At 60.8% G+C, this 19,612-nt stretch carries 22 protein-coding genes; 13 read left to right on the plus strand and 9 right to left on the minus strand.

Features of this window, described 5'->3' with window-relative positions:
• Nucleotides 1-4: 4 nt before the first annotated feature.
• The 5 genes from HJD22_RS00780 to HJD22_RS00800 form a co-directional block, all read right to left on the minus strand.
• A complete protein-coding gene (locus HJD22_RS00780; protein ID WP_217267792.1) occupies nucleotides 5-874 on the minus strand; it encodes a diguanylate cyclase in 870 nt (289 codons plus the stop codon).
• A 631-nt stretch (nucleotides 875-1,505) separates the two neighbouring features.
• The gene (locus tag HJD22_RS00785) at nucleotides 1,506-2,111 is read right to left on the minus strand and encodes a glutathione S-transferase N-terminal domain-containing protein (protein WP_208654849.1); all 606 of its coding nucleotides are present in this window, start codon (nucleotides 2,109-2,111) and stop codon (nucleotides 1,506-1,508) included.
• A 39-nt stretch (nucleotides 2,112-2,150) separates the two neighbouring features.
• Nucleotides 2,151-3,341: a YbfB/YjiJ family MFS transporter gene (locus tag HJD22_RS00790; protein ID WP_208654848.1), complete on the minus strand. Its 1,191-nt coding sequence runs from the start codon at nucleotides 3,339-3,341 to the stop codon at nucleotides 2,151-2,153.
• 43 nt (nucleotides 3,342-3,384) lie between these two features.
• On the minus strand, nucleotides 3,385-3,558 hold the full coding sequence (locus tag HJD22_RS00795; RefSeq protein WP_208654847.1) for a YqaE/Pmp3 family membrane protein: 174 nt from the start codon (nucleotides 3,556-3,558) through the stop codon (nucleotides 3,385-3,387).
• Nucleotides 3,559-3,715: 157 nt separating this feature from the next.
• Nucleotides 3,716-4,027, minus strand: a complete 312-nt coding sequence (locus tag HJD22_RS00800) for a hypothetical protein (RefSeq protein ID WP_208654846.1) — start codon at nucleotides 4,025-4,027, stop codon at nucleotides 3,716-3,718.
• 204 nt (nucleotides 4,028-4,231) lie between these two features.
• Here HJD22_RS00800 and HJD22_RS00805 point away from each other — a divergent pair, with 204 nt between their 5' ends.
• Nucleotides 4,232-4,897 carry a lysozyme-like domain containing protein gene (locus HJD22_RS00805; RefSeq protein WP_208654845.1) on the plus strand — a complete coding sequence of 222 codons (666 nt, stop codon included), beginning with the start codon at nucleotides 4,232-4,234 and terminating at the stop codon, nucleotides 4,895-4,897.
• Nucleotides 4,898-4,928: 31 nt separating this feature from the next.
• Here HJD22_RS00805 and HJD22_RS00810 read toward each other — a convergent pair whose 3' ends face one another.
• Nucleotides 4,929-5,978, minus strand: a complete 1,050-nt coding sequence (locus HJD22_RS00810) for an aldo/keto reductase (protein WP_208654844.1) — start codon at nucleotides 5,976-5,978, stop codon at nucleotides 4,929-4,931.
• A gap of 102 nt (nucleotides 5,979-6,080) precedes the next feature.
• Complete coding sequence (locus HJD22_RS00815) at nucleotides 6,081-6,950, minus strand: LysR family transcriptional regulator ArgP (protein ID WP_208654843.1); 870 nt, start codon at nucleotides 6,948-6,950, stop codon at nucleotides 6,081-6,083.
• An 85-nt stretch (nucleotides 6,951-7,035) separates the two neighbouring features.
• Between HJD22_RS00815 and HJD22_RS00820 the strand changes: the two genes are divergently transcribed.
• The 5 genes from HJD22_RS00820 (at nucleotide 7,036) to HJD22_RS00840 (ending at nucleotide 10,484) form a co-directional block, all read left to right on the plus strand.
• Nucleotides 7,036-7,641: a LysE/ArgO family amino acid transporter gene (locus HJD22_RS00820; RefSeq protein ID WP_208654842.1), complete on the plus strand. Its 606-nt coding sequence runs from the start codon at nucleotides 7,036-7,038 to the stop codon at nucleotides 7,639-7,641.
• A gap of 35 nt (nucleotides 7,642-7,676) precedes the next feature.
• Nucleotides 7,677-7,889, plus strand: a complete 213-nt coding sequence (locus tag HJD22_RS00825) for a 4-oxalocrotonate tautomerase family protein (protein ID WP_208654841.1) — start codon at nucleotides 7,677-7,679, stop codon at nucleotides 7,887-7,889.
• 331 nt (nucleotides 7,890-8,220) lie between these two features.
• Entirely contained in the window at nucleotides 8,221-8,730 is a 510-nt protein-coding gene (locus HJD22_RS00830; protein WP_208654840.1) for a hypothetical protein, read from the plus strand.
• Between the two features lie 87 nt (nucleotides 8,731-8,817).
• The gene (locus tag HJD22_RS00835; protein WP_208654839.1) at nucleotides 8,818-9,246 is read left to right on the plus strand and encodes a phage holin family protein; all 429 of its coding nucleotides are present in this window, start codon (nucleotides 8,818-8,820) and stop codon (nucleotides 9,244-9,246) included.
• Nucleotides 9,243-10,484 (plus strand): DUF3618 domain-containing protein, encoded by a 1,242-nt coding sequence (locus tag HJD22_RS00840; protein ID WP_208654838.1) that lies wholly within the window; start codon nucleotides 9,243-9,245, stop codon nucleotides 10,482-10,484. The genes HJD22_RS00835 and HJD22_RS00840 overlap by 4 nt, the downstream gene beginning before the upstream one ends.
• Before the next feature lie 121 nt (nucleotides 10,485-10,605).
• Here the strand turns inward: HJD22_RS00840 and yejK are convergent, their stop codons facing one another.
• Nucleotides 10,606-11,607, minus strand: coding sequence for a nucleoid-associated protein YejK (yejK, locus tag HJD22_RS00845; RefSeq protein WP_208654837.1), 1,002 nt, complete (start codon nucleotides 11,605-11,607; stop codon nucleotides 10,606-10,608).
• Between the two features lie 238 nt (nucleotides 11,608-11,845).
• Between yejK and dbpA the strand changes: the two genes are divergently transcribed.
• The 3 genes from dbpA to HJD22_RS00860 all read left to right on the plus strand — a co-directional run bounded on the left by dbpA (nucleotide 11,846) and on the right by HJD22_RS00860 (nucleotide 14,942).
• A complete protein-coding gene (gene dbpA / locus HJD22_RS00850) occupies nucleotides 11,846-13,231 on the plus strand; it encodes an ATP-dependent RNA helicase DbpA (protein WP_208656806.1) in 1,386 nt (461 codons plus the stop codon).
• Between the two features lie 70 nt (nucleotides 13,232-13,301).
• The gene (locus HJD22_RS00855) at nucleotides 13,302-14,159 is read left to right on the plus strand and encodes a PA4780 family RIO1-like protein kinase (RefSeq protein ID WP_208654836.1); all 858 of its coding nucleotides are present in this window, start codon (nucleotides 13,302-13,304) and stop codon (nucleotides 14,157-14,159) included.
• Between the two features lie 39 nt (nucleotides 14,160-14,198).
• Nucleotides 14,199-14,942 (plus strand): creatininase family protein, encoded by a 744-nt coding sequence (locus HJD22_RS00860; protein ID WP_208654835.1) that lies wholly within the window; start codon nucleotides 14,199-14,201, stop codon nucleotides 14,940-14,942.
• A gap of 46 nt (nucleotides 14,943-14,988) precedes the next feature.
• Here HJD22_RS00860 and HJD22_RS00865 read toward each other — a convergent pair whose 3' ends face one another.
• A complete protein-coding gene (locus HJD22_RS00865; RefSeq protein WP_208654834.1) occupies nucleotides 14,989-15,177 on the minus strand; it encodes a DUF3008 family protein in 189 nt (62 codons plus the stop codon).
• A 144-nt stretch (nucleotides 15,178-15,321) separates the two neighbouring features.
• Here HJD22_RS00865 and HJD22_RS00870 point away from each other — a divergent pair, with 144 nt between their 5' ends.
• From HJD22_RS00870 to HJD22_RS00885, 4 genes are all read left to right on the plus strand, one after another.
• Nucleotides 15,322-16,155, plus strand: coding sequence for an alpha/beta hydrolase (locus tag HJD22_RS00870; protein ID WP_208654833.1), 834 nt, complete (start codon nucleotides 15,322-15,324; stop codon nucleotides 16,153-16,155).
• 32 nt (nucleotides 16,156-16,187) lie between these two features.
• Nucleotides 16,188-18,047: an ABC transporter ATP-binding protein gene (locus tag HJD22_RS00875; protein WP_208654832.1), complete on the plus strand. Its 1,860-nt coding sequence runs from the start codon at nucleotides 16,188-16,190 to the stop codon at nucleotides 18,045-18,047.
• Nucleotides 18,048-18,110: 63 nt separating this feature from the next.
• Nucleotides 18,111-18,581, plus strand: a complete 471-nt coding sequence (locus HJD22_RS00880) for a GFA family protein (protein WP_208654831.1) — start codon at nucleotides 18,111-18,113, stop codon at nucleotides 18,579-18,581.
• A 21-nt stretch (nucleotides 18,582-18,602) separates the two neighbouring features.
• The gene (locus tag HJD22_RS00885; RefSeq protein ID WP_208654830.1) at nucleotides 18,603-19,610 is read left to right on the plus strand and encodes an NAD(P)-dependent alcohol dehydrogenase; all 1,008 of its coding nucleotides are present in this window, start codon (nucleotides 18,603-18,605) and stop codon (nucleotides 19,608-19,610) included.
• Nucleotides 19,611-19,612: the final 2 nt, after the last annotated feature.

Consider the following 19,612-nt stretch of genomic DNA (forward strand, 5'->3'; position numbering starts at 1 on the left):
GGGCTCAGGCGCGGTGGGATAGCTTGCGATGAGCGTCATCCATCGAAGCGATCAGGCGTATCCGTGAAACGACTTCGGTTCTGTTGCGGCCATTGGCCTTGGCGGCATATAGCCCCTCATCGGCCTGTTTGATCAGCGTATGAGCATTGGCATGGCGTACCGGCAGCATCGAGGTGACACCAATGCTGACAGTCACATGATTTGCCACGGGGGAGGCGGGAAATGCGCAGGCACGTTCGGCCAACAGATCATGAATGCGCTGAGCCATGTGCGTTGCGCCTTCCAGTTCTGTGCGAGGCAGCAGGATGGCCATCTCCTCTCCGCCATAACGCGCCACTAGATCGCCTGGCCGGGCAGCTGCTTCTTTTAAGGTGGAGGCGATGTGACGTAGGCATTCATCACCTTCCAGATGGCCATAGGTGTCGTTGAATACCTTGAAGTTGTCGACGTCGATCAGCAGCAGGCTCAGCGGTTGCCGTTCGCGAGCCGCACGGCGCCACTCAAGCTTGAGCACCCGTTCGAATTCGCGGCGGTTGGCAATGCCTAGCAGACCATCACTGGTGGCCTGGCGATGGAGCTTGTCGTTTAGTGCTTCGAGCTGCTTCTGCTTGTTCTTGAGTTGCTGTTCGCGTTCTTGGTAGGCATTGCGCATGGGGCGCACGATCAAGGTGATCGTGAGAGCGATACCGCCGATAAAGGCGAGAAGGATCAGGCTGCTGCGAGGGAGGCCCGGAGGGAGTTCGATCAGAGACTCGATGACGCCGAGAGAGAGGGAAGTGGCTGCTGGCTCGAGGCTCCAGGCAAGCACTGCGGCAAGCGCGACGGCCGTGAGGCTGAGGCTGATGACCAAGGGTTGCTTAGGTTTCATATGCATGTTGGGCGTCTCGTTCCAGGATCCGTCCTGGCAGTGCTGAGTAGTAGAGGTACAAAGCTGACGCATTTGGCTTGCCATTTTTTCCCGGAGGATGCGTAGGCAGCCGCAAAAAATGAGGCCGCAAAGCGGCCCAAGGTACGCAGGGAACTGAAGGGTCTTGCCAGCTGGCCGCTACCGAGTAGCCGCCAGCATAAAATGAGGGGAGGCGTCCTTGCCGAAATCCTTCCATCAACCGCCACTCCTTGGCGAACAAGAGCCTCCTTATACTGGGAGAGCCTATGGCTAAACATCTACTCTTCCCAGTTGTACTTTACTAGTGCGATAAGTGGGCCAGAGAAGATTTCGCTAAACAAAAACAATGAGATGAAGCGTAGACCAGAAGGCGCAAGGTGTAAAATAGAATAGGTGAAGGTATTAATTGTTTCTTTATGGCGACGCTTTTCTGACATTCCTTAAATAATAATTAAAAATCAATGATTTGATGTGTCTCCAAATGGGCACATGACGTAAACTTGCAGTGCAACCGCATTGTGACGGCAAGTGCGAATTCGTCACTCTTGCGCGTATTATTGTCAGTTGGCAAATAAAATCGGTGCTTATTATTGGTTCATGTAATTCAAAGGTGATTTGACTAACCAAAAGCTGTCGCCCGAAAACTGTCGCGTCCGATCAGGACCGTATGCCAACCTGCCAATGCGGCGTGATCGGCTGCCCAATCGAATTCCGGCAAGCGGAAGGAGAGATACTCGAGCGCTACGCCAACGACAATATCGCCAAGGGTGAGTCTCGGGGGCTTGGGAGGCGCCTCGTTCATCGTATCTTCGAGTCGTTGCAGGATGCGGGGAATCGCCCACAGACGGCGCTGCCCGAGATTGCTGGCATCGACCTCAGGGCCGTTATGCTTACGGGCGATGACAGTATTGAACGCGGCTTCCATCAGCCCTTGGCCAAGGCCGGCCAGGCTGAGCACACGGCCCAGTCGGGTAGGGGGCAGCAGTGATTCCCCTTCGCCTGTAGCGTCCAGGTACTGGGCAATCAGCAGGGCTTCGCTAAGTGCCGTCCCCTCATCGGTTACCAAGGTAGGCACCCGGCCCACCGGATTGGCAGCAAGCAGAGATGCATCGTCTGACCAAGGATCGCACCAGCAGAGCGTGACGGCCTCGGCGAGTCCCTTTTCCATGGCGACGATACGCGCGACACGAGCAAAGGGCGAGGTGGCGTTCAGGTAGAGCTGCATGATGTGTGGCTCCTAGGCAAGGATGGTAAATTGCCGATGCTACGCAAGTGGGCGTGACTCGGCCGTGGCGCCGATGTTGCGGCTGAACAGGAGCAGTAGGCACCCCACGGCAAGCATGGAGCTGCCAATGCCGAAGAGCGGATGGTAGGTGCCGGTCGTGGCATAGAGTGCCGACATGCCGTAACCGGAAGCTGCCTGAGCGGCGGCGAAGGTGGCCGTGGCGTAACCCCATAGGCGCTTGTGCGCACGTGGCCCCACCAGCTCCGCCAGGCGGCCCGACGTCAAAGCGACGATGCCGGGAATCATGGCGCCCACCACCAGCGACGAGATCGACCGGCTGACGAGAGAGAGCGAGATCAGGGGGATCGCGACAGCCAGGGCCTTGGCCAGGAAGGCCAGCGCCAGGCCGGTATGCCACCCCAGTCGTTTCGCCACCAGGCCAGCCAGCAGCGGCCCTACTACTGCGCCAATTCCGAACATGGCCCATTGCAGAGAGGCGGCCTCATGGCCCAATTCGGCTTCTCGGGTCAGGTAATCGACCCAGAATACCGTATGTGGCACGAAGCCTGCCGCATCGAGGCCATAAGCGGCGATCACCATGATCACGACCAGTGCGCCAAGCTGACGGGTGTCTCCACCTTCCCTCAATGAGGGGAGTCCGGCTGGCTTGTCAAGCCGGGTGACGCCTCGATCGCAGATTCCCCCCGCTAGCAGTGAAACCCCTCCCAGCGCCAACCAGGTGACGGCCAGGGGATACTCGAGCAGCAGCGGCACCACGGTCGCCGCAATCAAGGCCCCCAGACCTATACCACTGAAGACTAGGGCGCCCACGGAGGCCTTGCGCTCGGGCACGGTGGCCGCCAGGGCCATGGAGGGACCAACCACCATTAGAATTGCGCCGGCAACGCCTGAGACCAGACGCCAGATGAAGAACCAAGCGAAGGGCGCTGGACTTGCACAGAGCAGAAAGCTCAGCCCGATGGCAGCGAAGGCGCCTGCCAGCACCCAGCGGGGGCGGAAGTGCTCCGATAGCCTGTGGGCGGTAAGGGCGCCGATGAAGTAGCCCAGCAGGTTGGCGGCGCCCAGATAAGCGGCTTGCGAAGCCGTGAACCAGCCCTGCTCGATCAATGCCGGCAGCAGCGGTGTATAGGCGAAGCGCGCTATCCCGATGCCGGCAAGTGTGGCCATGATGCCGGTCAGCAGCGCGGGCAGATCGTGCTTATGCAGCATGAAGCATCGCTGGTAAGCGGAAATGCACCATAGGTCTCTTGCCCTAGTGTTTGATGATCACGTAAAAGGCATGAATGATTCCCGGAATGAAGCCCAGCATGGTCAACAGGATGTTCAACCAGAAGTGGCCTTTTAATCCGACTTCCAGAAAAACGCCAACTGGCGGAAGAATGATGGCGAAGATCATCTTGATGGGGTCTGTTGCGGTAAGCGCCATGATGGCTCCTCAGAGTCGATTCGGTGAGTGCCTTCAGTTTAGGTCGTGATGCGAAACAGGCCAGCACCGAATGGCACCGAGTCGCCGTAACAAGTGTTCAACTATTGTCCCGACACGACCCACCATTGGGCGGGCCGTGTGTGACAGGGATGGAACGTCAGAACTGATAATCTTCCTCGAAGAGATTGGCCCTGGCGTCGCGCATGACATCCTCACAGGCAGCTTGATGGGCGAGCTGGGTGAGCAGGCTCTGGGTCACTTCAAAGCCCTTGCCCAGGCAGGTGTCGACCTCCTGACGGCTGACTTGGGGCATTACGTTGCAATCGATCTTGATCGTTCTTCCGCCACTATCCAGCTTGTCGGCTAGCGCACGCATGCGCCAGGCAAGTCGCGATTGCCAGCTAGCTGATTCTTCCACGCCTTCGTTTACGCTAAACGTGCAGTGCCATTCAGGTTTGTATACCTTCATGAGAACCTCCTGGGCTGGTCTGGTAGGAATGTTCGATCGTGGTTTCTGCTCCGTATTGGCAACTGTTGCAGAATCATCATACAGGCTTTCGGCTGCCGGGATAGAGTGGCAACATGGCCCGCCAAAGCGATTGGTTAAAGTAAATCGTCCCCCTGCCGAAGGATGTCATGAGGAATAAGAGAAAAACATTCAGCAGGGGGGCGGATGCGGTTATCGATTGATCGGCACGGTGGCAAGCGCGTAGGGCGGTGGCTGCTGATCGTGGCGCTTGGCTTGCTCTCCTCCAGCTGCGCAATGATGGCGCCTGCGCCACCGCAGGATCAGAGCAACATCTGCGAGATCTTTCGCGAGCAGCCCTCCTGGTATGACTACGCCCGCGCGTCGCAGGAAGCGTGGGGCACGCCCATTGCGACGCAGATGTCGTTCATTCAGCAGGAGTCCTCGTTTCGCAGCCATGTCCGACCCGACCGCAAGCGAATCCTATGGATATTCCCCGGTCCGCGTCACTCATCGGCACGGGGTTATGCCCAGGCGCAGGATCCGGTCTGGGGCGAGTACCAGGCCGATGCCGGGCGTCTCTTTGCCCGCCGCACCCATATGAAACACGCCACCGACTTCGTCGGCTGGTATAACGCACGCACGCACCGGCAGCTTGGCATTTCGCTCTACAATCCCGAGCATCTCTACCTTGCCTATCATGAGGGAGCCGGTGGCTACCGCCGCGGCACCTACCGAAGCAAGCCCCACGTCATGCAGGCCGCAAGCCAGGTGAGTTCGCGGGCCAGCCGCTACCAGTCGCAGCTGGCCTCCTGCGAGTCCGAATTCCGCTGCCGCCACTTCTACCAGATCTGGCCCTTCTGCCGAGCGTAAGGGAGGACGAAGGGGCGACGCAGAGCAGGGTTCAGCGGCGGAAGGACTCTGCCAGTTGCTGGCGCCGATACTCGCCCTGGCGCTCGAACATCCAGCCGGGGTACTCCGCGGGCAGGGCGCTTACGCGGTCGAGTTCGGCAAGCTCATCGCCACTTAGCGTGATGTTGATAGCGGCGATATTGTCGTCGAGTTGGTCGGTGCGCTTGGCGCCGATGATCACGCTGGTCACGGCCCGCTGATGCAGCAGCCAGGCCAGGGCGATCTGGGCGACGGAGACGCCGTGCGCCTCGGCGATTCTACGCATTGCGTCGATGGCGTCATAGGCGCGTTCGATGTCCACCGGTGGGAAATCGAAGCTGGTACGGCGGCTGCCGGCCTCGGCCTGGCCGTCGCGGCTGTATTTACCGCTAAGCAGGCCACCCGCCAGTGGGCTCCATACCATCAAGCCAACGTTCTCGCTCTCGAGCATGGGAATGAGTTCGCGCTCCAGATCACGACCGGCCAGGGTGTAGTACGCCTGGAGCGATTCGAAGCGGGCCAGGTTCTGGCGCTCGGCAATGCCTTGCGCCTTCATGATCTGCCACGCCGCCCAGTTGGAGACGCCGATATAACGCACATGGCCATGCTGTACCAGTACGTCCAGGGCGCGCATGGTCTCCTCGATCGGGGTGGCCGGATCGAAGCCATGGATCTGGTAGAGATCGATATGGTCGAGTTGCAGCCGCTTCAGGCTGGCCTTCACCGCCTCCATGATGTGGTAACGCGATGTGCCTCGTGAATTGACGCCCCGGCTGCCGGTCTCGCCAAAGGCCTTGGTCGCGACCACGACCTCGTCGCGGGGCACCTTGAGATTCTTCAGTGCCTGGCCGGTGATGACTTCCGACTGCCCCAGGGAGTAGACGTCGGCGGTATCGATGAAATTGATGCCCGAATCTAGGGCCCTGCCGATCAGTTTGTCGGCGTCGCCCTGTTGCAGATCACCGATCTGGCCCCACAGTTCGCCTTCGCCACCGAAGGTCATGGTGCCAAGGCAGAGTTCGGAGACGAACAGACCGGTATTGCCGAATTTTCTGTAACGCATGGAAGACTCCTGCTGGGTACGATGGGCGATATGCAAGTATGGTTCACCGTAGCGGAGCCGCTAGCATGATCCTGTCGGGAATCTGCCTATTCCTCTTGAAAGTCAATCGAGCGCTACCTTTTCCAATCTCGCCGTAAGGCGCTCCAGTAACTGTCCGCCATGGCGCCAGAAGTGCCAATGGAGCGGGACGCTCAGTTGTTTACCGGGGGCTAGGCTCGCCAGGGTGCCTTGCGCCAGCTGCGCTTGCACTTGCCGGGTCGGCATCATGCCGTAGCCGATGCCTGCTTCCGCCAGCCGCACGAAGCCCTCCGAGGAGGGGCAAAGGTGATAAGGGAAGCTCCCGCGATAGCCGCATTGGGCCAGGAAGCGATGCTGCAGCTGATCGTGAGGGCCGAACACGATGGCCGGCGCCGAGCCAAACGCCCGCTCGGTGGGGCCATCGGGAAAATGGCGCGAGATATAGTCCGGCGAGGCGAGCGGCTGATAGACCATGTGCCCGATTGCGATGCATCGGGCGCCAGCGATGGCTTGGTCGCTACTGCACAGGCAAGCCGCGACATCGCCATCGCGCAAGCGCTTTAGACCCACGTCCTGATCCTCGATGACCATGTCCAGTAGTACCCCTTCCGAGCGGCACAGCTCGCCGATCGCCGCCGCCCACCAGGTGCCTAGGCTGTCGGCATTCAGGGCGATGCGCAGCCTTGGTGTGGTCGCCACCAAGGAGGGCAGGGCATCGCGAAGATCCCACTCCAGCAGCTGCACCTGTTGAAAGTGGTTGAGCAACCGCTGCCCGGTCGGGGTGGCCTGAAGGGTCGGATGACGCACCAAGACCGACTGGCCGATTCGCCCTTCTAGCAAGCGGATGCGCTGTGACACCGCCGACTGCGTCAGCCCCAATGCTGCGCCGGCGCGCTCGAAGCCATCGTGCTCGATCACCGTGGCTAGCGCCTCGAGAAGCTTGTAGTCCAGCATAAGCAGTTTTAATGCACCATTAGCAGGATGAATTTTTAGTATATATATGGTCCGTTATACTTGCCGCTTCACACAGGAGCGAACCATGTTGACGAGTTACCTCACCGGGCTGCTGGTTTGTGGCGGCATTATTGTCGCGATTGGTGCTCAGAATACTTATGTGTTGGGCCAGGCAATCCGTCGCGAGCACCAGTGGTGGTCGGCGTGCCTATGCATGTGTACGGATATCCTGCTGTTCACCATGGGGATGCTGGGAGTGAGCGCCGCGCTGATGGCCTTGCCCGAAGCGGTCGAGGTACTGCGCTGGGTGGGGGTGCTGTTTCTGGGCTGGCTGGCGGTTCAGGCGTTCAAGCGCGCTTTCACGGGGGCGCACGGGCTGGCGGCTCAACGAAGAGAACGACGCAGCTTGAAGGCGGTGGTGGTGACGACACTTGCGGTGACGCTGCTGAATCCTCATGTCTATCTGGACACGCTCTTGCTGATTCCTGCCATAGGTGCCCAGCAGGAGAGCCCCACCGTTTTCCTGGCCGGCGCGGGGAGTGCTTCCGTCCTATGGTTCGCACTACTGGCTTGGGGGGGAGCGACCTTGGCTCCATGGCTCTCCAAGCCGGCCGTATGGCGGATGATCGATGGCTTGATCGGCACGATGATGGCCATGATCGCCCTCCAGCTTGCGATCAATGGCGTCTAGATCGACCATTAGGGCTTTGATACAGGGAGATGAGCATGCCTATCGTAACTATTCAGCAGTTTCCGCGTTCGGTCGAACAGAAGCGTGAGCTGGCCAGGCGTATCACTGAAGCGTTCGTCGAGGTCTATGGTGCCAATGCAGATAGCGTGCAGCTCTTCTTCAATGAGATCGACGGCAAGAACTGGGCCAAGGGTGGCACCATGGGCTGTGACAATGATCGCGATAGCGGTAGCGCTAGCCAAGGATAGCGTTTTGGATGGCTTGCTTGAGCGATCTCGAGGCATGGCTGTGGCTGCGCATGCATAAAATTGGTGTCGTTAATATCAGTCGGTTTTGTAAGTCAGTGTTGCAATTTTTTTCTGATGTTTTTTATGATTTTTATGTCTTGTGTATTCAAATGCAGCGCGTGTAATTACAGGTATTGATGTTGGCCCATATTATCTTGGGATAGCAAGTCGGACATTGACAACCTGCCTATGCGAACTATCGTTCGAGTATGAGGCCCTAGATTGTAAGGGCAGGCGCCAACGGAATTACGCGCCTTGGTTAAAAGTCATGTCAAAACATGGAGGTAACAGCATGGTGGGTTCAGATAATCAGACCGGCACAGGCGCATCATCCTCATCCCATGGCGGCACCATGGGCAGTGAGGAGATCAAGAGAGAAGCCCAAGGGCAGGCGCACGAGTTGAAGGACGAGGCGCGGGACACGGTCGAAGAAGTCGCCGGCGCAGCGCGACAGCAGGCTGAGAACATGTTCAATAGCCAGAAAGAGGCGGCGGTGGAGCAGACCAGCAAGCTTTCCAGCGTGTTTCAGAAGATGGCCGATGAGTTCGACAATCAGGATCAATCCTACTTTTCTGGCTACGCCAGAAACATGGCCAACTGTGTCGATCACGTCTCTCAACAACTTCGTGAAAAGGATATTCAGAGTCTGGTTAATGACGCTCAGCAATACAGTCGTCGTGAACCGGTACTATTCATGGGCGGAGCGATTGCGGCGGGTTTCTTTATATCCCGCTTTCTGCGCAGCTCCGGTAAGCGGAGTGGCACGACTGACAGCAGTTACGATGATGCGCCGCAATACTGAGTCGAGGTGCTAATTCGGCAGAGTTAGAGGCTTCATTGTTAATAGGTTAATTCCCTTCGTTTCTAACAGCCAGGGAGGCTAAATAGCATGGATGCAGATAACCGCTCTACAACGGAAAACTCCTCCATCGGATCACTTCTCTCAAGCCTGACCCGCGAGATGACGTCACTTGTGCGCAAGGAAACGGAACTTGCGAAAGTGGAGATGTCCGAGAAGACTAGCCAGGCCATGGGTGGCATTGCAGCCATCGCGACGGCGGGCGCTGTGCTCTTGTGCGGTTTTCTCGTGCTGCTCGCAGCAGCGGTGTTCGCCCTCGACGAGGCGCTTAATACGCCTTGGCTGTCAGCCCTGATCGTTGGCGGTGTCGTCGCCATCATTGGTTTCATCATGCTTCAGAGCGGACGCAAGAAGCTGCAGAGCCAGAACCTGATGCCAAACAGGACCATGGCCAGCTTGCAGCGCGACAAGGATTTCGCCAAGCAGCATGAAGAAATAGCCAAGGAGGAGCTGAAATGAGCGAGCACCGCGATCAGCGCAAATCGGAAGAGATCGAGAGCGAAATTCATGAGACGCGTGCGCGTCTCGATCATACCCTGCATGAAATCGAGGAGCGCTTCTCTCCTCAGCAGTTGATGAACGCGGGTTACGACTACCTGCGCCATGGCGGTGCCAATGAGTTCATCGCCAACCTTGGCGATGCCATCAAACGCAATCCTGTGCCGTTCATGCTCACTAGCGCTGGGCTGGGCTGGCTGATACTGGCACAGCGCAAACCTACGCACCATGACGATGGCCGCTCAAGAATGCGAACCAATGCGGGATACAATGATGCCAGCAGAGGTTCGCATAATCATGTCAGTGGCGCGTCACCAAGTCCGGGAGTTCCACCCACACACACTACACATGCGTCTTCCACCCACACGCATTCCGACAGCATGACGGGCGCCGGCACCACCACCTATGGGACCGATCCCGCTTCCGTGGGGGCCTCTGCCACCACGTCGCAGGCCACCCCTTCAGTGGGGAGCACGCCGCCTGCCGGGAGCGCCAGTGGCTCGGCATCGGACAAGAGTCGGATGGATGCCGTTAAGAGCAAGGCGCAGCACATCACGGACAGCGTGAAGGGAACAGCACAGCACATGGGGGAGAGTATGCGAGATACCACATCACATATGCGCGATAGCGCATCGCACCTGCGCAATAGCAACCACTCGATGCACGATTCGATGCATGACATATCGCATCGCGCCAAGCACGCGGGTAGCCAGGCGGGAGGCTTCATCCAAGATCATCCCTTCGTTGCGGGTGCTTTGGGCCTTGCCATCGGTGCGGCTCTAGGTGGCATGTTCCCGGCGACGCGGGTCGAGAACAAGTATCTGGGCGAGTATCGCGACCGGGCAATGCACAAGGCGTCGGAAGCGGGTCATGAACAGGCGGAAAAGGCACAAGCCGCCGCCCAGGAGAAGGTCGGCGAGGCCCGCGAGAAAATCGAAGAGGCTCGTGACAAGATTCATGACAAGGCCGAGGAGGCCCAGTCCGGACAGTCGGATGTGCCATCCGCCAAATCCGGCTCCACCTCGACAGGGGCCACGGCGCCGGTCACCAAGGAGGAGACCACGCCTGGCGGTGCTTCGCATGGCGAAGCGATGACGGCACCCTCGTCTGCGGCCAGTGCTAAGGTAGGTACCGGCGGGGCTGGCTCCAAGGGTGACGATGCCATCAAGAGCGGCAGCCGCTCGACGCGGGATACCTGATCCTCGTTAACGGAAGGCAGTCGTTGGCTTGAGCTTCTGGCGTGACGCAAGGAGTCTCATGTGACCAAGGCCGGTCGGGGTTGGCAAGGCGCCACTCCCCGATCGGCCTTCTCGTTGGTGCCTATGACCCCTCGCGGCGCTTGATCTGGTCGCGCAGTTGCGGTGGAACCTGTTTGATGATCAGGCGATCATGCTGTGAATCGTACTCGATGCCTGAACCCAGCAGGTGAGAGTCGAAGCTGATCGATACGCCAGCAGAGCGGCCCGTGAAGCGCCGGAACTGGTTGAGCGTGCGTCGGTCGGCGGGAATCTCCGGCGAAAGGCCGTAGTCCTGCTGACGGATGTAATCGTAGAAAGCTTTTGGCTGCTGTTCGTCGACCAATTCCGAGAGCTCGTCCAAGGTGATCGGCTCGCCACGTCGAGCCTGGTTACTGGCGTAGTCGATCAGTGTGTCGGTCTTCTCACGGCTCTGCTCCTCGGAGAGATCCTCGCTCTCCACGTAATCGCTGAAGGCCTTGAGCAGGGTGCGCGTCTCGCCACTGGAGTCTACCCCCTCCTCGCAGCCCAGCAGTTCGCGGAAGTCGTCGGCGAGTTTTTTGCCGCCGCGATCCTTGATGAAGGAAATGTACTGCTGCGATTTCCCGCCTCTCCACTGGTTCAGGTCGATGCGCGCTGCCAGCATCAACTGGCTGAGGTTGAGCTGCTGTACCGCGGCTACCTTGAGAGAGGCATCGATACCGAAGCCTTGGCGGTGATGCAGCAGGGAGAAGCTCAGGTACTGGGTATCGCCCTGCTGGTAGTGAACGAACAGTACCGGGCCACCCACCGGCAGGTGTACGTCGATGAGTGCCTTGAGCTTCTCCACCACTTCCAGGGTAAAGGTCGTAAAGTCGCCTTCATCGTCGAGGTAACGCGCGAGTGCCATCTCGAATGCGCGACTCCCCGTCGCATGGCTGAAGTGGCCCCACGTCTTGGGCTTGGCATGAAAACTGTCATTGAAGCTTGCCAGCAGATCCGCCATGGACGGTGTTGCGTCATGCGCCTGGCCGGCCCGTTGTAGCGTGGCGGGACGATCGGGGGTGGGCTTGTCGATCTGATGGACGATGCTGTTGAGTATCGGCATGAAGGCATCTTGGCAGGAGAGGTAGGCATGATGATAACGTGCCCGAGTGGCAGGAAACCATGCGTGCAATCCGCACACGGGCATACCACGGCGGTCTCTGCTATTCTGCTGCCTTTGCACCCTTGTATATGGCCTTTATCTCCTCGGCTGCGCTCCCCTTCGACCTCCCGCTCGCTTCACGCCTTGATTTCGTTACAGGACCCCCAACGTGTCTGATTCCGTGCCCGACTCCAGTGATATCCACGATGGCGATTTCGCTTCCCTGCCGCTGATGCCGGAGCTGCTTGCCAACCTGAAGTCGCTTGGCTATCACGCCATGACGCCGATTCAGCAAAAGAGCCTGCCGGCGATGCTGGCCGGACGTGACGTCATCGCCCAGGCCAAGACTGGCTCGGGCAAGACGGCGGCATTCGGCCTGAGCCTGCTCTCGCGAGTCGAGGTGACGCGCTTTCGCGTGCAGGCGCTGGTGCTGTGTCCGACCCGTGAGCTGGCCGACCAAGTGGCCGGCGAGGTGAGACGGCTGGCGCGCGGCCTGTCCAACGTCAAGGTACTGACGCTGTGCGGTGGTGCGCCGCTCGGGCCGCAGCTCAACTCGCTTGAGCACGGTGCGCATGTGATCGTCGGCACCCCTGGGCGCGTGGAGGAGCACTTGCGCAAGGGCTCGCTGGCACTTGATGAGCTCACCACCCTGGTGCTGGATGAAGCCGACCGCATGCTCGACATGGGCTTTCAGGCTTCGCTGGAGGCGATCGTCGGTCAGACACCCGCCAGCCGACAAACTCTGCTGTTCAGTGCCACTTATGGTGACAGCATTCGGCCCGTCGCCGAGCGGCTGATGCGCGATCCGGTCACGGTGGCAGTGATCGCCACGCATGATCAGATGAGCATTCGTCAGCACATCTACCGGGTCGCCGATGAGGTGTCGCGTTTCGAGGCGCTGCGCCGGTTGCTACTGCACTTCCGTCCCGAGTCATGCGTGGTGTTTTGCAATACCAAGCGTGAGACGCAGGAACTGGTCGACGCCTTGCGTGAGCAGGGCTTCAGCGCCCTGGCCTTGAATGGCGACCTGGAGCAGCGCGATCGCGACCGCACCCTGGTACTGTTCGCCAATGGCAGTATCTCCCTCCTGGTGGCTACCGACGTGGCGGCGCGCGGTCTGGATATCGAAGCGCTGGACATGGTGATCAACTACCAGATCGCCCGTGAGCTCGAGGTGCATGTGCACCGTATCGGGCGTACCGGTCGGGCCGGCAGCAGCGGCGTGGCCTGCACCCTGGTCAGCGACAAGGAGCACTACCGCCTGGAGCGTCTCGCCGAGTTCCTTGACCAGCCGCTCGAGGCCGAGCCGTTACCGGCGTTGCGAGGCGAGCCGGAGCCGCTGATACCGCGCATGGCCACTCTGCAGCTCGATGGCGGCAAGAAGCAGAAGGTGCGGCCGGGGGACATCCTCGGTGCGTTGACCGGTGAGGCGGGCATCAACGGCGACCAGGTGGGCAAGATCAAGGTGCTGGAGCGCAGTGCCTATGTTGCGGTTCGTCGCGACGTGGTCAACGTCGCACTGGAGAAGTTGAGTTCGGGCAAGATGAAAGGGCGCTCTTTCCGCGCCCGTCGGGTCAATTGTTAACTCCCGGGCTCATTCAGGAGCTATTCTCTACCCACAGGATCCATCCTCGAGGATTAACAACAAGGGGCCTATGAAAGTACCCAAGCGATTACAGCCGCTGGTCGACGATGGCATGATCGATGAGGTCGTCAATCAGCTGATGAGCGGTAAGGAAGCCCAGGTATACGTCGTTCGCTGCGGCGATGAGCTGCGCTGTGCCAAGGTATTCAAGGAGGCCAAGCAGCGCAGCTTCAAGCAGGCGGTGCAGTACCAGGAGGGGCGCAAGGTGCGTAACACCCGCCGCGCCCGGGCGATGGCCAAGAAGACCCGATACGGGCAGAAGGAACAGGAGCAGGATTGGTTGAACGCCGAGGTGGACGCCCTTTACCGGTTGGCGTCGGCGGGAGTGCGTGTGCCCAAGCCCTACGGCTTCGTCGATGGTGTGCTGCTGATGGAGATGATCGACGACGGCGAAGGCTATGCCGCGCCGCGCCTCGACGACGTGACGCTCACCCCGGAGCAGGCCAGGCAGTATCACGCCAAGATCATCGCCGACGTGGTGCGCATGTTGAGCGCCGGGCTGATCCATGGCGATCTCTCCGAATTCAACGTGCTGCTGGCGCCGGACGGGCCGGTAATCATTGACCTGCCCCAGGCGGTGAATGCGGCGGGTAACAACAGTGCGGCGATGATGCTCGAACGCGACGTCAACAACATGCGCGACTACTTCGGGCGCTTCGCTCCTGAGCTGCTGACGACCGAATTTGGCAAGGAGCTCTGGGCCCTGTTCGAATCGGGCGAGCTACACCCGGAGAGCCAGCTGACCGGTCGTTTCGTTCACGATACCCGTCTCGTCGATGTCGGTGATCTGATGGCGGTGATCGAAGATGTTCAGGAGGAGGAAGCCGAGCGCCGTGAGCGAGCCCGCGACGACGGAGACGACGATTGAGAGGACGCTAGGGCAACCGGCGCATGACGAGGAGAGAGCATGAAACTGCAGAACGCGACCTGGCAGGAGGTGGAAACCTACCTGCAGCGCGCCAGGGGTATCATCGTGCCGATCGGCTCTACCGAGCAGCATGGCCCTAACGGGCTGATGGGTACCGATGCGATCTGCCCCGAGGCAATCGCCTGGGCGCTGGGAGAGCGGCATGACGTGCTGGTGGCCCCGACCCAGAACATCGGCGTGGCGCAGCATCACCTCGCCTTTCCCGGCACCCTGACACTGCGGCCAAGCACGCTGATCGCCGTGCTGCGCGATACTGTTGCCTCGCTTGCTCGGCACGGCTTCACCCATGTGTTCTTCATCAATGGACACGGTGGCAATATCGCCACCATCAGTGCGGCCTTTGCCGAGATCCACAGCGAGCAGAGCTTCGGGGCTTCACGTGGCGTCGAACTCAACCTGGCGCTATTCAACTGGTTCGCCGGACGGCGCGGGCGTGAATTGGCCAAGTCGCTATATGGTGATGCCGAAGGCAGTCATGCCACGGCTTCGGAGATCGCGCTCTCCTGGTACGCGCGCCCTGAAGCGGTCAAGCAGGTCGCCATGTCACCCAAGATCGCGCCCAAGGGCAGCGCCATGTGCACTGCCGACGAGTTTCGGCGGCGCTTTCCGGATGGCCGCATGGGCTCCGACCCGTCGCTTGCCACTGTCGAACATGGCCAACGTTTCCTGGAGGCGGGGGTGGAGGATGCCTGGGAGGCGTACCAGGCCTTCATCGACGGCTGATCCAGGTAAGTGAGCATTGACTGGGGCGCCTTTCCGGCGCCCCGATTCATGATTTCGCGTTGTGGTCGGGCTTGCCCTTGCGTTTGGAGGAGGCCATCTCCTCGAGCTCCTTCTCGCTCATCGATTCATACATCGATTTAGACGCGCCCTCGAGCTCGTTGACCTTCTTGTCGCCGCGCTTGGCCGAAAGCGCCGCGCCGGCGGCCATTTGCTGAGATTTAGACTTTGCTGGCATGGGTTGCCCTCCTGTTGGCCTGAATCCACTGGTTTGCCACGATTCACTATAGTAGGCGTAGTGGTGGCTATCCAAATGGCACGGGAAGTAAACGCTCGCTTACGTTCGAGAAATGGTCGCCGAAACCGCTGACGAGGTGTGCTCATGTGGCGTTTCCTGTTTGGGCTGGTCGCGATCTACGCCCTGGTCGTGGGGCTGGCGTGGGCGTTCCAGGACCGGTTACTCTACGTGCCGCTAGGGCGTGAGCATGTCGCCACACCAGCGGAGATCGGCCTTGCCTGGGAGTCGGTGGCACTCGAAACCGAGGATGGCCTGATGCTCGACGCCTGGTGGGTGCCGGCAGCGGAGCCTCGCGGTACCCTGCTGTTCTTGCACGGCAATGCCGGCAATATCTCGCATCGCCTGGCATCACTTGCCCACTTCAACCGCCTGGGCCTGTCGGTGCTGATACTCGACTACCGTGGCTATGGCCGTAGCGAGGGCAGGCCTTCCGAAGCGGGTATTGCCCGCGATGCGCGGGCCGGCTGGCGGTGGCTTCGCGAGGAGAGGGGCCTGCCGGCAAGCGAGATCGTGCTCTTCGGCCGTTCGCTGGGCTCGGCTGTCGCCGCGGAGCTCGCCCACCGGAAGCGAGGTGATGACCTGCCTGCCGGGGTGATCCTCGAATCCCCGTTCCGCTCGGTGCCGCACCTCGCGCAGCAACTCTACCCGTTTCTGCCCGTCCGCTGGCTGTCGCGCTTCGACTACCCTACCCAGGAGTACGTAAAGCAGATCGCCTCACCGCTGCTGGTGATCCATAGCCGCGAAGACGAGATCATTCCCTTCAGCGAAGGTGAGGCGGTGTTCGAGGCGGCAAGCGAGCCCAAGCAGATGCTGGTGATCGGGGGTGGCCACAATACCGGCTTCATCGACAGCGAGGTGGAGTATCTGCAGGGGATAGAACACTTTCTCACGCGCATCGTCAGCCTGGAGCGGCCCTGACCGGGGCCGATGACTCAACACAAGGATCCTTTATGTTCCGTTACTTCGAACGGCTGGTCGACCCGTTTCCCATCGACGAGCCGAGCGAGCCGCCGCGTGGTCTGGTGGCCTTCTTGTATCACTATTCGCGTCCGGTGCTGCCCTGGCTTGTATTGATGGCGCTGGTCACGGCGCTGCTCTCGATCACCGAAGTGGTCATCCTGAGCTTTCTCGGCTCGCTGGTGGATTGGCTGGCCGCTGCGGATCGCGAGACATTCTTCAGCGAGCATGGCAGCACCCTGTTGGCGATGGGGGCGCTCGTGGTGATCGGCTTCCCGCTGGCGGTACTGGCACAGTCGCTGCTCACGCATCAGACGGTCTTCGGCAACTATCCGATGATCGCCCGCTGGCTGACGCACCGCTACATCCTGCGCCAGAGCATGATCTTCTTCCAGGACGAGTTCGCCGGGCGGGTATCGCAGAAGGTGATGCAGACGGCGCTGGCGATCCGCGAGACGGTGGTCAAGCTGATGGATGTGTTCGTCTACGTGGTGGTCTACTTCAGCGGGGCGATGTTCCTGGTCGGGCGCGCCGAGCCATGGCTGATGCTGCCGCTGGTGCTGTGGCTCGGCATCTATATCGCCATCATGTGCTACTTCGTGCCGCGCCTGCGGCGCATCTCGATGGCTCAGGCCGATGCCCGGGCGCAGATGACCGGCCGCGTGGTCGATAGCTACACCAATATCCAGACCATCAAGCTGTTTGCCCATACGCTGCGCGAGCAGGACTACGCCCGCGAGGCGATGAGCGGTTTCATGAACACCGTCTACCGCCAGATGCGCCTGGTGACGGTGCTCACGGTCTGTCTGCAGACCAGCAATGCGCTGTTGCTTGCGAGTATCGCCGGGATCGCGATCTTTGCCTGGCAGCAGGCGGCGATCGGGCTTGGCGCCATCGCCGTGGCGATCGCCCTGGTGCTGCGGCTGCGCTCGATGTCCGACTGGATCCTGTGGGAGGTGGCGGGGCTGTTCGAGAACATCGGCACCGTGCAGGACGGTATCAATACCATCGCCCAGCCGCCCGCCGTGCGTGACCGCGATGATGCCAAGGAGCTTGCCGTGACCCACGGCGAGATCCGTTTCGATCAGGTGCGCTTCGGTTATGGTGGCGAGACGCCGGTGGTCGAGCATCTCGATCTGACGATTCGCCCAGGCGAGAAGATCGGGCTGATCGGCCGCTCCGGGGCTGGCAAGTCGACGCTGGTCAACCTGCTGCTGCGCTTTCATGACGTCGAGGGCGGCCGCATCCTGATCGACGGGCAGGATATCGCCGGGGTGACTCAGGAGTCGTTGCGGCGGCATATCGGCATGGTGACCCAGGATACCTCGCTGCTGCACCGCTCGATTCTCGACAATATCCGCTACGGCAAGCCCGATGCCAGCGAGGAGGAGGCGCTTGCCGCTGCCCGCCGCGCCCATGCCGATACGTTCATCGACACGCTCAGCGATCCCCAGGGGCGCACCGGGCTCGATGCCCATGTCGGTGAGCGCGGGGTGAAGCTTTCCGGCGGTCAGCGCCAGCGTATCGCGATCGCCCGGGTGCTGCTCAAGAACGCGCCGATCCTGATTCTCGACGAGGCAACCTCGGCGCTCGACTCCGAGGTCGAGGCGGCGATCCAGGAGCAGCTCTACACGCTGATGGAGGGCAAGACGGTGATCGCCATCGCCCACCGCCTCTCCACCATCGCCTCCCTCGATCGCCTGCTGGTGATCGACGGGGGGCGTGTCGTCGAGCAGGGGAGCCATGAGGAGCTACTGGACGAGGATGGACTCTACGCCTCGCTGTGGCGGCACCAATCCGGTGGCTTTTTGGGGCTCGACCCGACGCCGAGCGAGGCATCGCACGCGGACTGAAGGCAGACGCCCCACTGGCCAGCTATGCTTCGCTGCAGGTGCAATATTTTGCAAGGAGGAGACATGCGACTCGAAGGCTCATGCCACTGTGGTTCGGTCAGCTTCCGGCTGGAATCGGCGCACCCCTATCCCTTCATGCGTTGCTACTGCTCGGTGTGCCGCAAGACGGCGGGAGGTGGCGGTTATGCCATCAACCTGAGCGGCAACGCCGAGACGCTGGAGGTGGAGGGGCGCCCCAACATCGGGATATACCGGGCGATCATCGATGGCCAGCAGAGCTCGGGGGAGCGGCACTTTTGCAAGCACTGTGCCAGTGCGCTGTGGCTCTTCGACCCGAGCTGGCCCGATCTTGTCCACCCCTTCGCCTCGGCCATCGACAGTGAGCTGCCGACTCCGCCGGAGCGCACGCATCTCATGCTCGGTAGCAAGGCGGACTGGGTCGAGGTGGAGGCGAAGGCGCAGGACAAGTGTTGCGAGGAGTATCCCGACGAGAGTCTCGCCGAATGGCACCAGCGTCTGGGATTGGAAATGTGATCATGATTCAAGGAGACATCGATGAAGGTAGTCACACTGCGTAGCCCGGGCGGGCTTGATCATCTCGAGCTGAGCGAGCGTGACGCGCCGGCCAATCCGGGGCCGGGCGAGATCCTGGTGCGAGTTCAGGCAAGCTCGCTCAACTTCCATGACTACGGGGTGGTGTCCGGGGCGATGCCCACCGAGGACGGGCGGATCCCGATGTCGGACGGGGCCGGCGTGGTCGAGGCGGTGGGCGAGGGTGTCGAGGAGTTCACGGTGGGCGATGCCGTGGTCTCCTGTTTCTTCCCTACCTGGCAGACAGGCCCAGCCATGGTCGGCGACTTCTCTACCGTGCCCGGCGATGGCGTGGATGGCTATGCACGCGAGTACGTGGTACGCCCGGCGAGCTGGTTCACCCACTCGCCCAAGGGGTACAGCCATGCCGAGGCGGCAACCTTGACCACGGCGGGGCTGACCGCCTGGCGGGCCCTGGTGGTCGATGGTGGTCTCAAGGCCGGCGATACGGTGCTGGTGCTTGGCACCGGTGGGGTGTCGATCTTCGCGCTGCAGATCGCCAGGATGATGGGGGCGAGGGTCATCGCCACCTCGTCGTCGGATGAGAAGATCGAGCGACTCAAGGCGCTGGGGGCGGACCACACCATCAACTACAAGGCGGAGCCCGAGTGGGGCAAGCGCGTCAAGGCTCTGACCGATGGGCATGGCGTCGATCACGTGATCGAGGTGGGAGGGCCTGGCACCTTGCCGCAATCGATCGACGCGGTGCGAATCGGCGGACATATCTCGCTGATCGGCGTGCTCACCGGGCGTGGCGGCGAAGTGCCAACCGTCAAGTTGATGGCCAAGCAGGCCAGGTTGCAGGGGCTGATCGTCGGCAGCCGTCGGCAGCAGCAGGAGTTAGTGCGGGCACTGGAGACAAGCGACCTGCACCCGGTCATCGACCGCCGATTCTCGCTGGAGGAGATTGCCGATGCCTTCCGCCATCAGGAGGCGGGGCGTCACTTCGGCAAGATCTGTCTTGAGTTCTAGGG

It is taken from the genome of Halomonas sp. TA22 (genome assembly GCF_013009075.1).
Classification (GTDB): Bacteria; Pseudomonadota; Gammaproteobacteria; order Pseudomonadales; family Halomonadaceae; genus TA22.

Coding starts and splice junctions, on each gene's coding strand:
- HJD22_RS00795 (WP_208654847.1), bottom strand. CDS start 3,558: ATGGCGCTTACCGCAACAGACCCCATCAAGATGATCTTCGCCATCATT.
- HJD22_RS00785 (WP_208654849.1), bottom strand. CDS start 2,111: ATGCAGCTCTACCTGAACGCCACCTCGCCCTTTGCTCGTGTCGCGCGT.
- HJD22_RS00805 (WP_208654845.1), top strand. CDS start 4,232: ATGCGGTTATCGATTGATCGGCACGGTGGCAAGCGCGTAGGGCGGTGG.
- HJD22_RS00870 (WP_208654833.1), top strand. CDS start 15,322: ATGTGGCGTTTCCTGTTTGGGCTGGTCGCGATCTACGCCCTGGTCGTG.
- HJD22_RS00880 (WP_208654831.1), top strand. CDS start 18,111: ATGCGACTCGAAGGCTCATGCCACTGTGGTTCGGTCAGCTTCCGGCTG.
- HJD22_RS00865 (WP_208654834.1), bottom strand. CDS start 15,177: ATGCCAGCAAAGTCTAAATCTCAGCAAATGGCCGCCGGCGCGGCGCTT.
- HJD22_RS00780 (WP_217267792.1), bottom strand. CDS start 874: ATGCATATGAAACCTAAGCAACCCTTGGTCATCAGCCTCAGCCTCACG.
- HJD22_RS00840 (WP_208654838.1), top strand. CDS start 9,243: ATGAGCGAGCACCGCGATCAGCGCAAATCGGAAGAGATCGAGAGCGAA.
- HJD22_RS00830 (WP_208654840.1), top strand. CDS start 8,221: ATGGTGGGTTCAGATAATCAGACCGGCACAGGCGCATCATCCTCATCC.
- HJD22_RS00825 (WP_208654841.1), top strand. CDS start 7,677: ATGCCTATCGTAACTATTCAGCAGTTTCCGCGTTCGGTCGAACAGAAG.
- HJD22_RS00885 (WP_208654830.1), top strand. CDS start 18,603: ATGAAGGTAGTCACACTGCGTAGCCCGGGCGGGCTTGATCATCTCGAG.
- HJD22_RS00855 (WP_208654836.1), top strand. CDS start 13,302: ATGAAAGTACCCAAGCGATTACAGCCGCTGGTCGACGATGGCATGATC.
- HJD22_RS00790 (WP_208654848.1), bottom strand. CDS start 3,341: ATGCTGCATAAGCACGATCTGCCCGCGCTGCTGACCGGCATCATGGCC.
- HJD22_RS00820 (WP_208654842.1), top strand. CDS start 7,036: ATGTTGACGAGTTACCTCACCGGGCTGCTGGTTTGTGGCGGCATTATT.
- HJD22_RS00860 (WP_208654835.1), top strand. CDS start 14,199: ATGAAACTGCAGAACGCGACCTGGCAGGAGGTGGAAACCTACCTGCAG.
- HJD22_RS00875 (WP_208654832.1), top strand. CDS start 16,188: ATGTTCCGTTACTTCGAACGGCTGGTCGACCCGTTTCCCATCGACGAG.
- HJD22_RS00810 (WP_208654844.1), bottom strand. CDS start 5,978: ATGCGTTACAGAAAATTCGGCAATACCGGTCTGTTCGTCTCCGAACTC.
- HJD22_RS00800 (WP_208654846.1), bottom strand. CDS start 4,027: ATGAAGGTATACAAACCTGAATGGCACTGCACGTTTAGCGTAAACGAA.
- yejK (WP_208654837.1), bottom strand. CDS start 11,607: ATGCCGATACTCAACAGCATCGTCCATCAGATCGACAAGCCCACCCCC.
- HJD22_RS00835 (WP_208654839.1), top strand. CDS start 8,818: ATGGATGCAGATAACCGCTCTACAACGGAAAACTCCTCCATCGGATCA.
- HJD22_RS00815 (WP_208654843.1), bottom strand. CDS start 6,950: ATGCTGGACTACAAGCTTCTCGAGGCGCTAGCCACGGTGATCGAGCAC.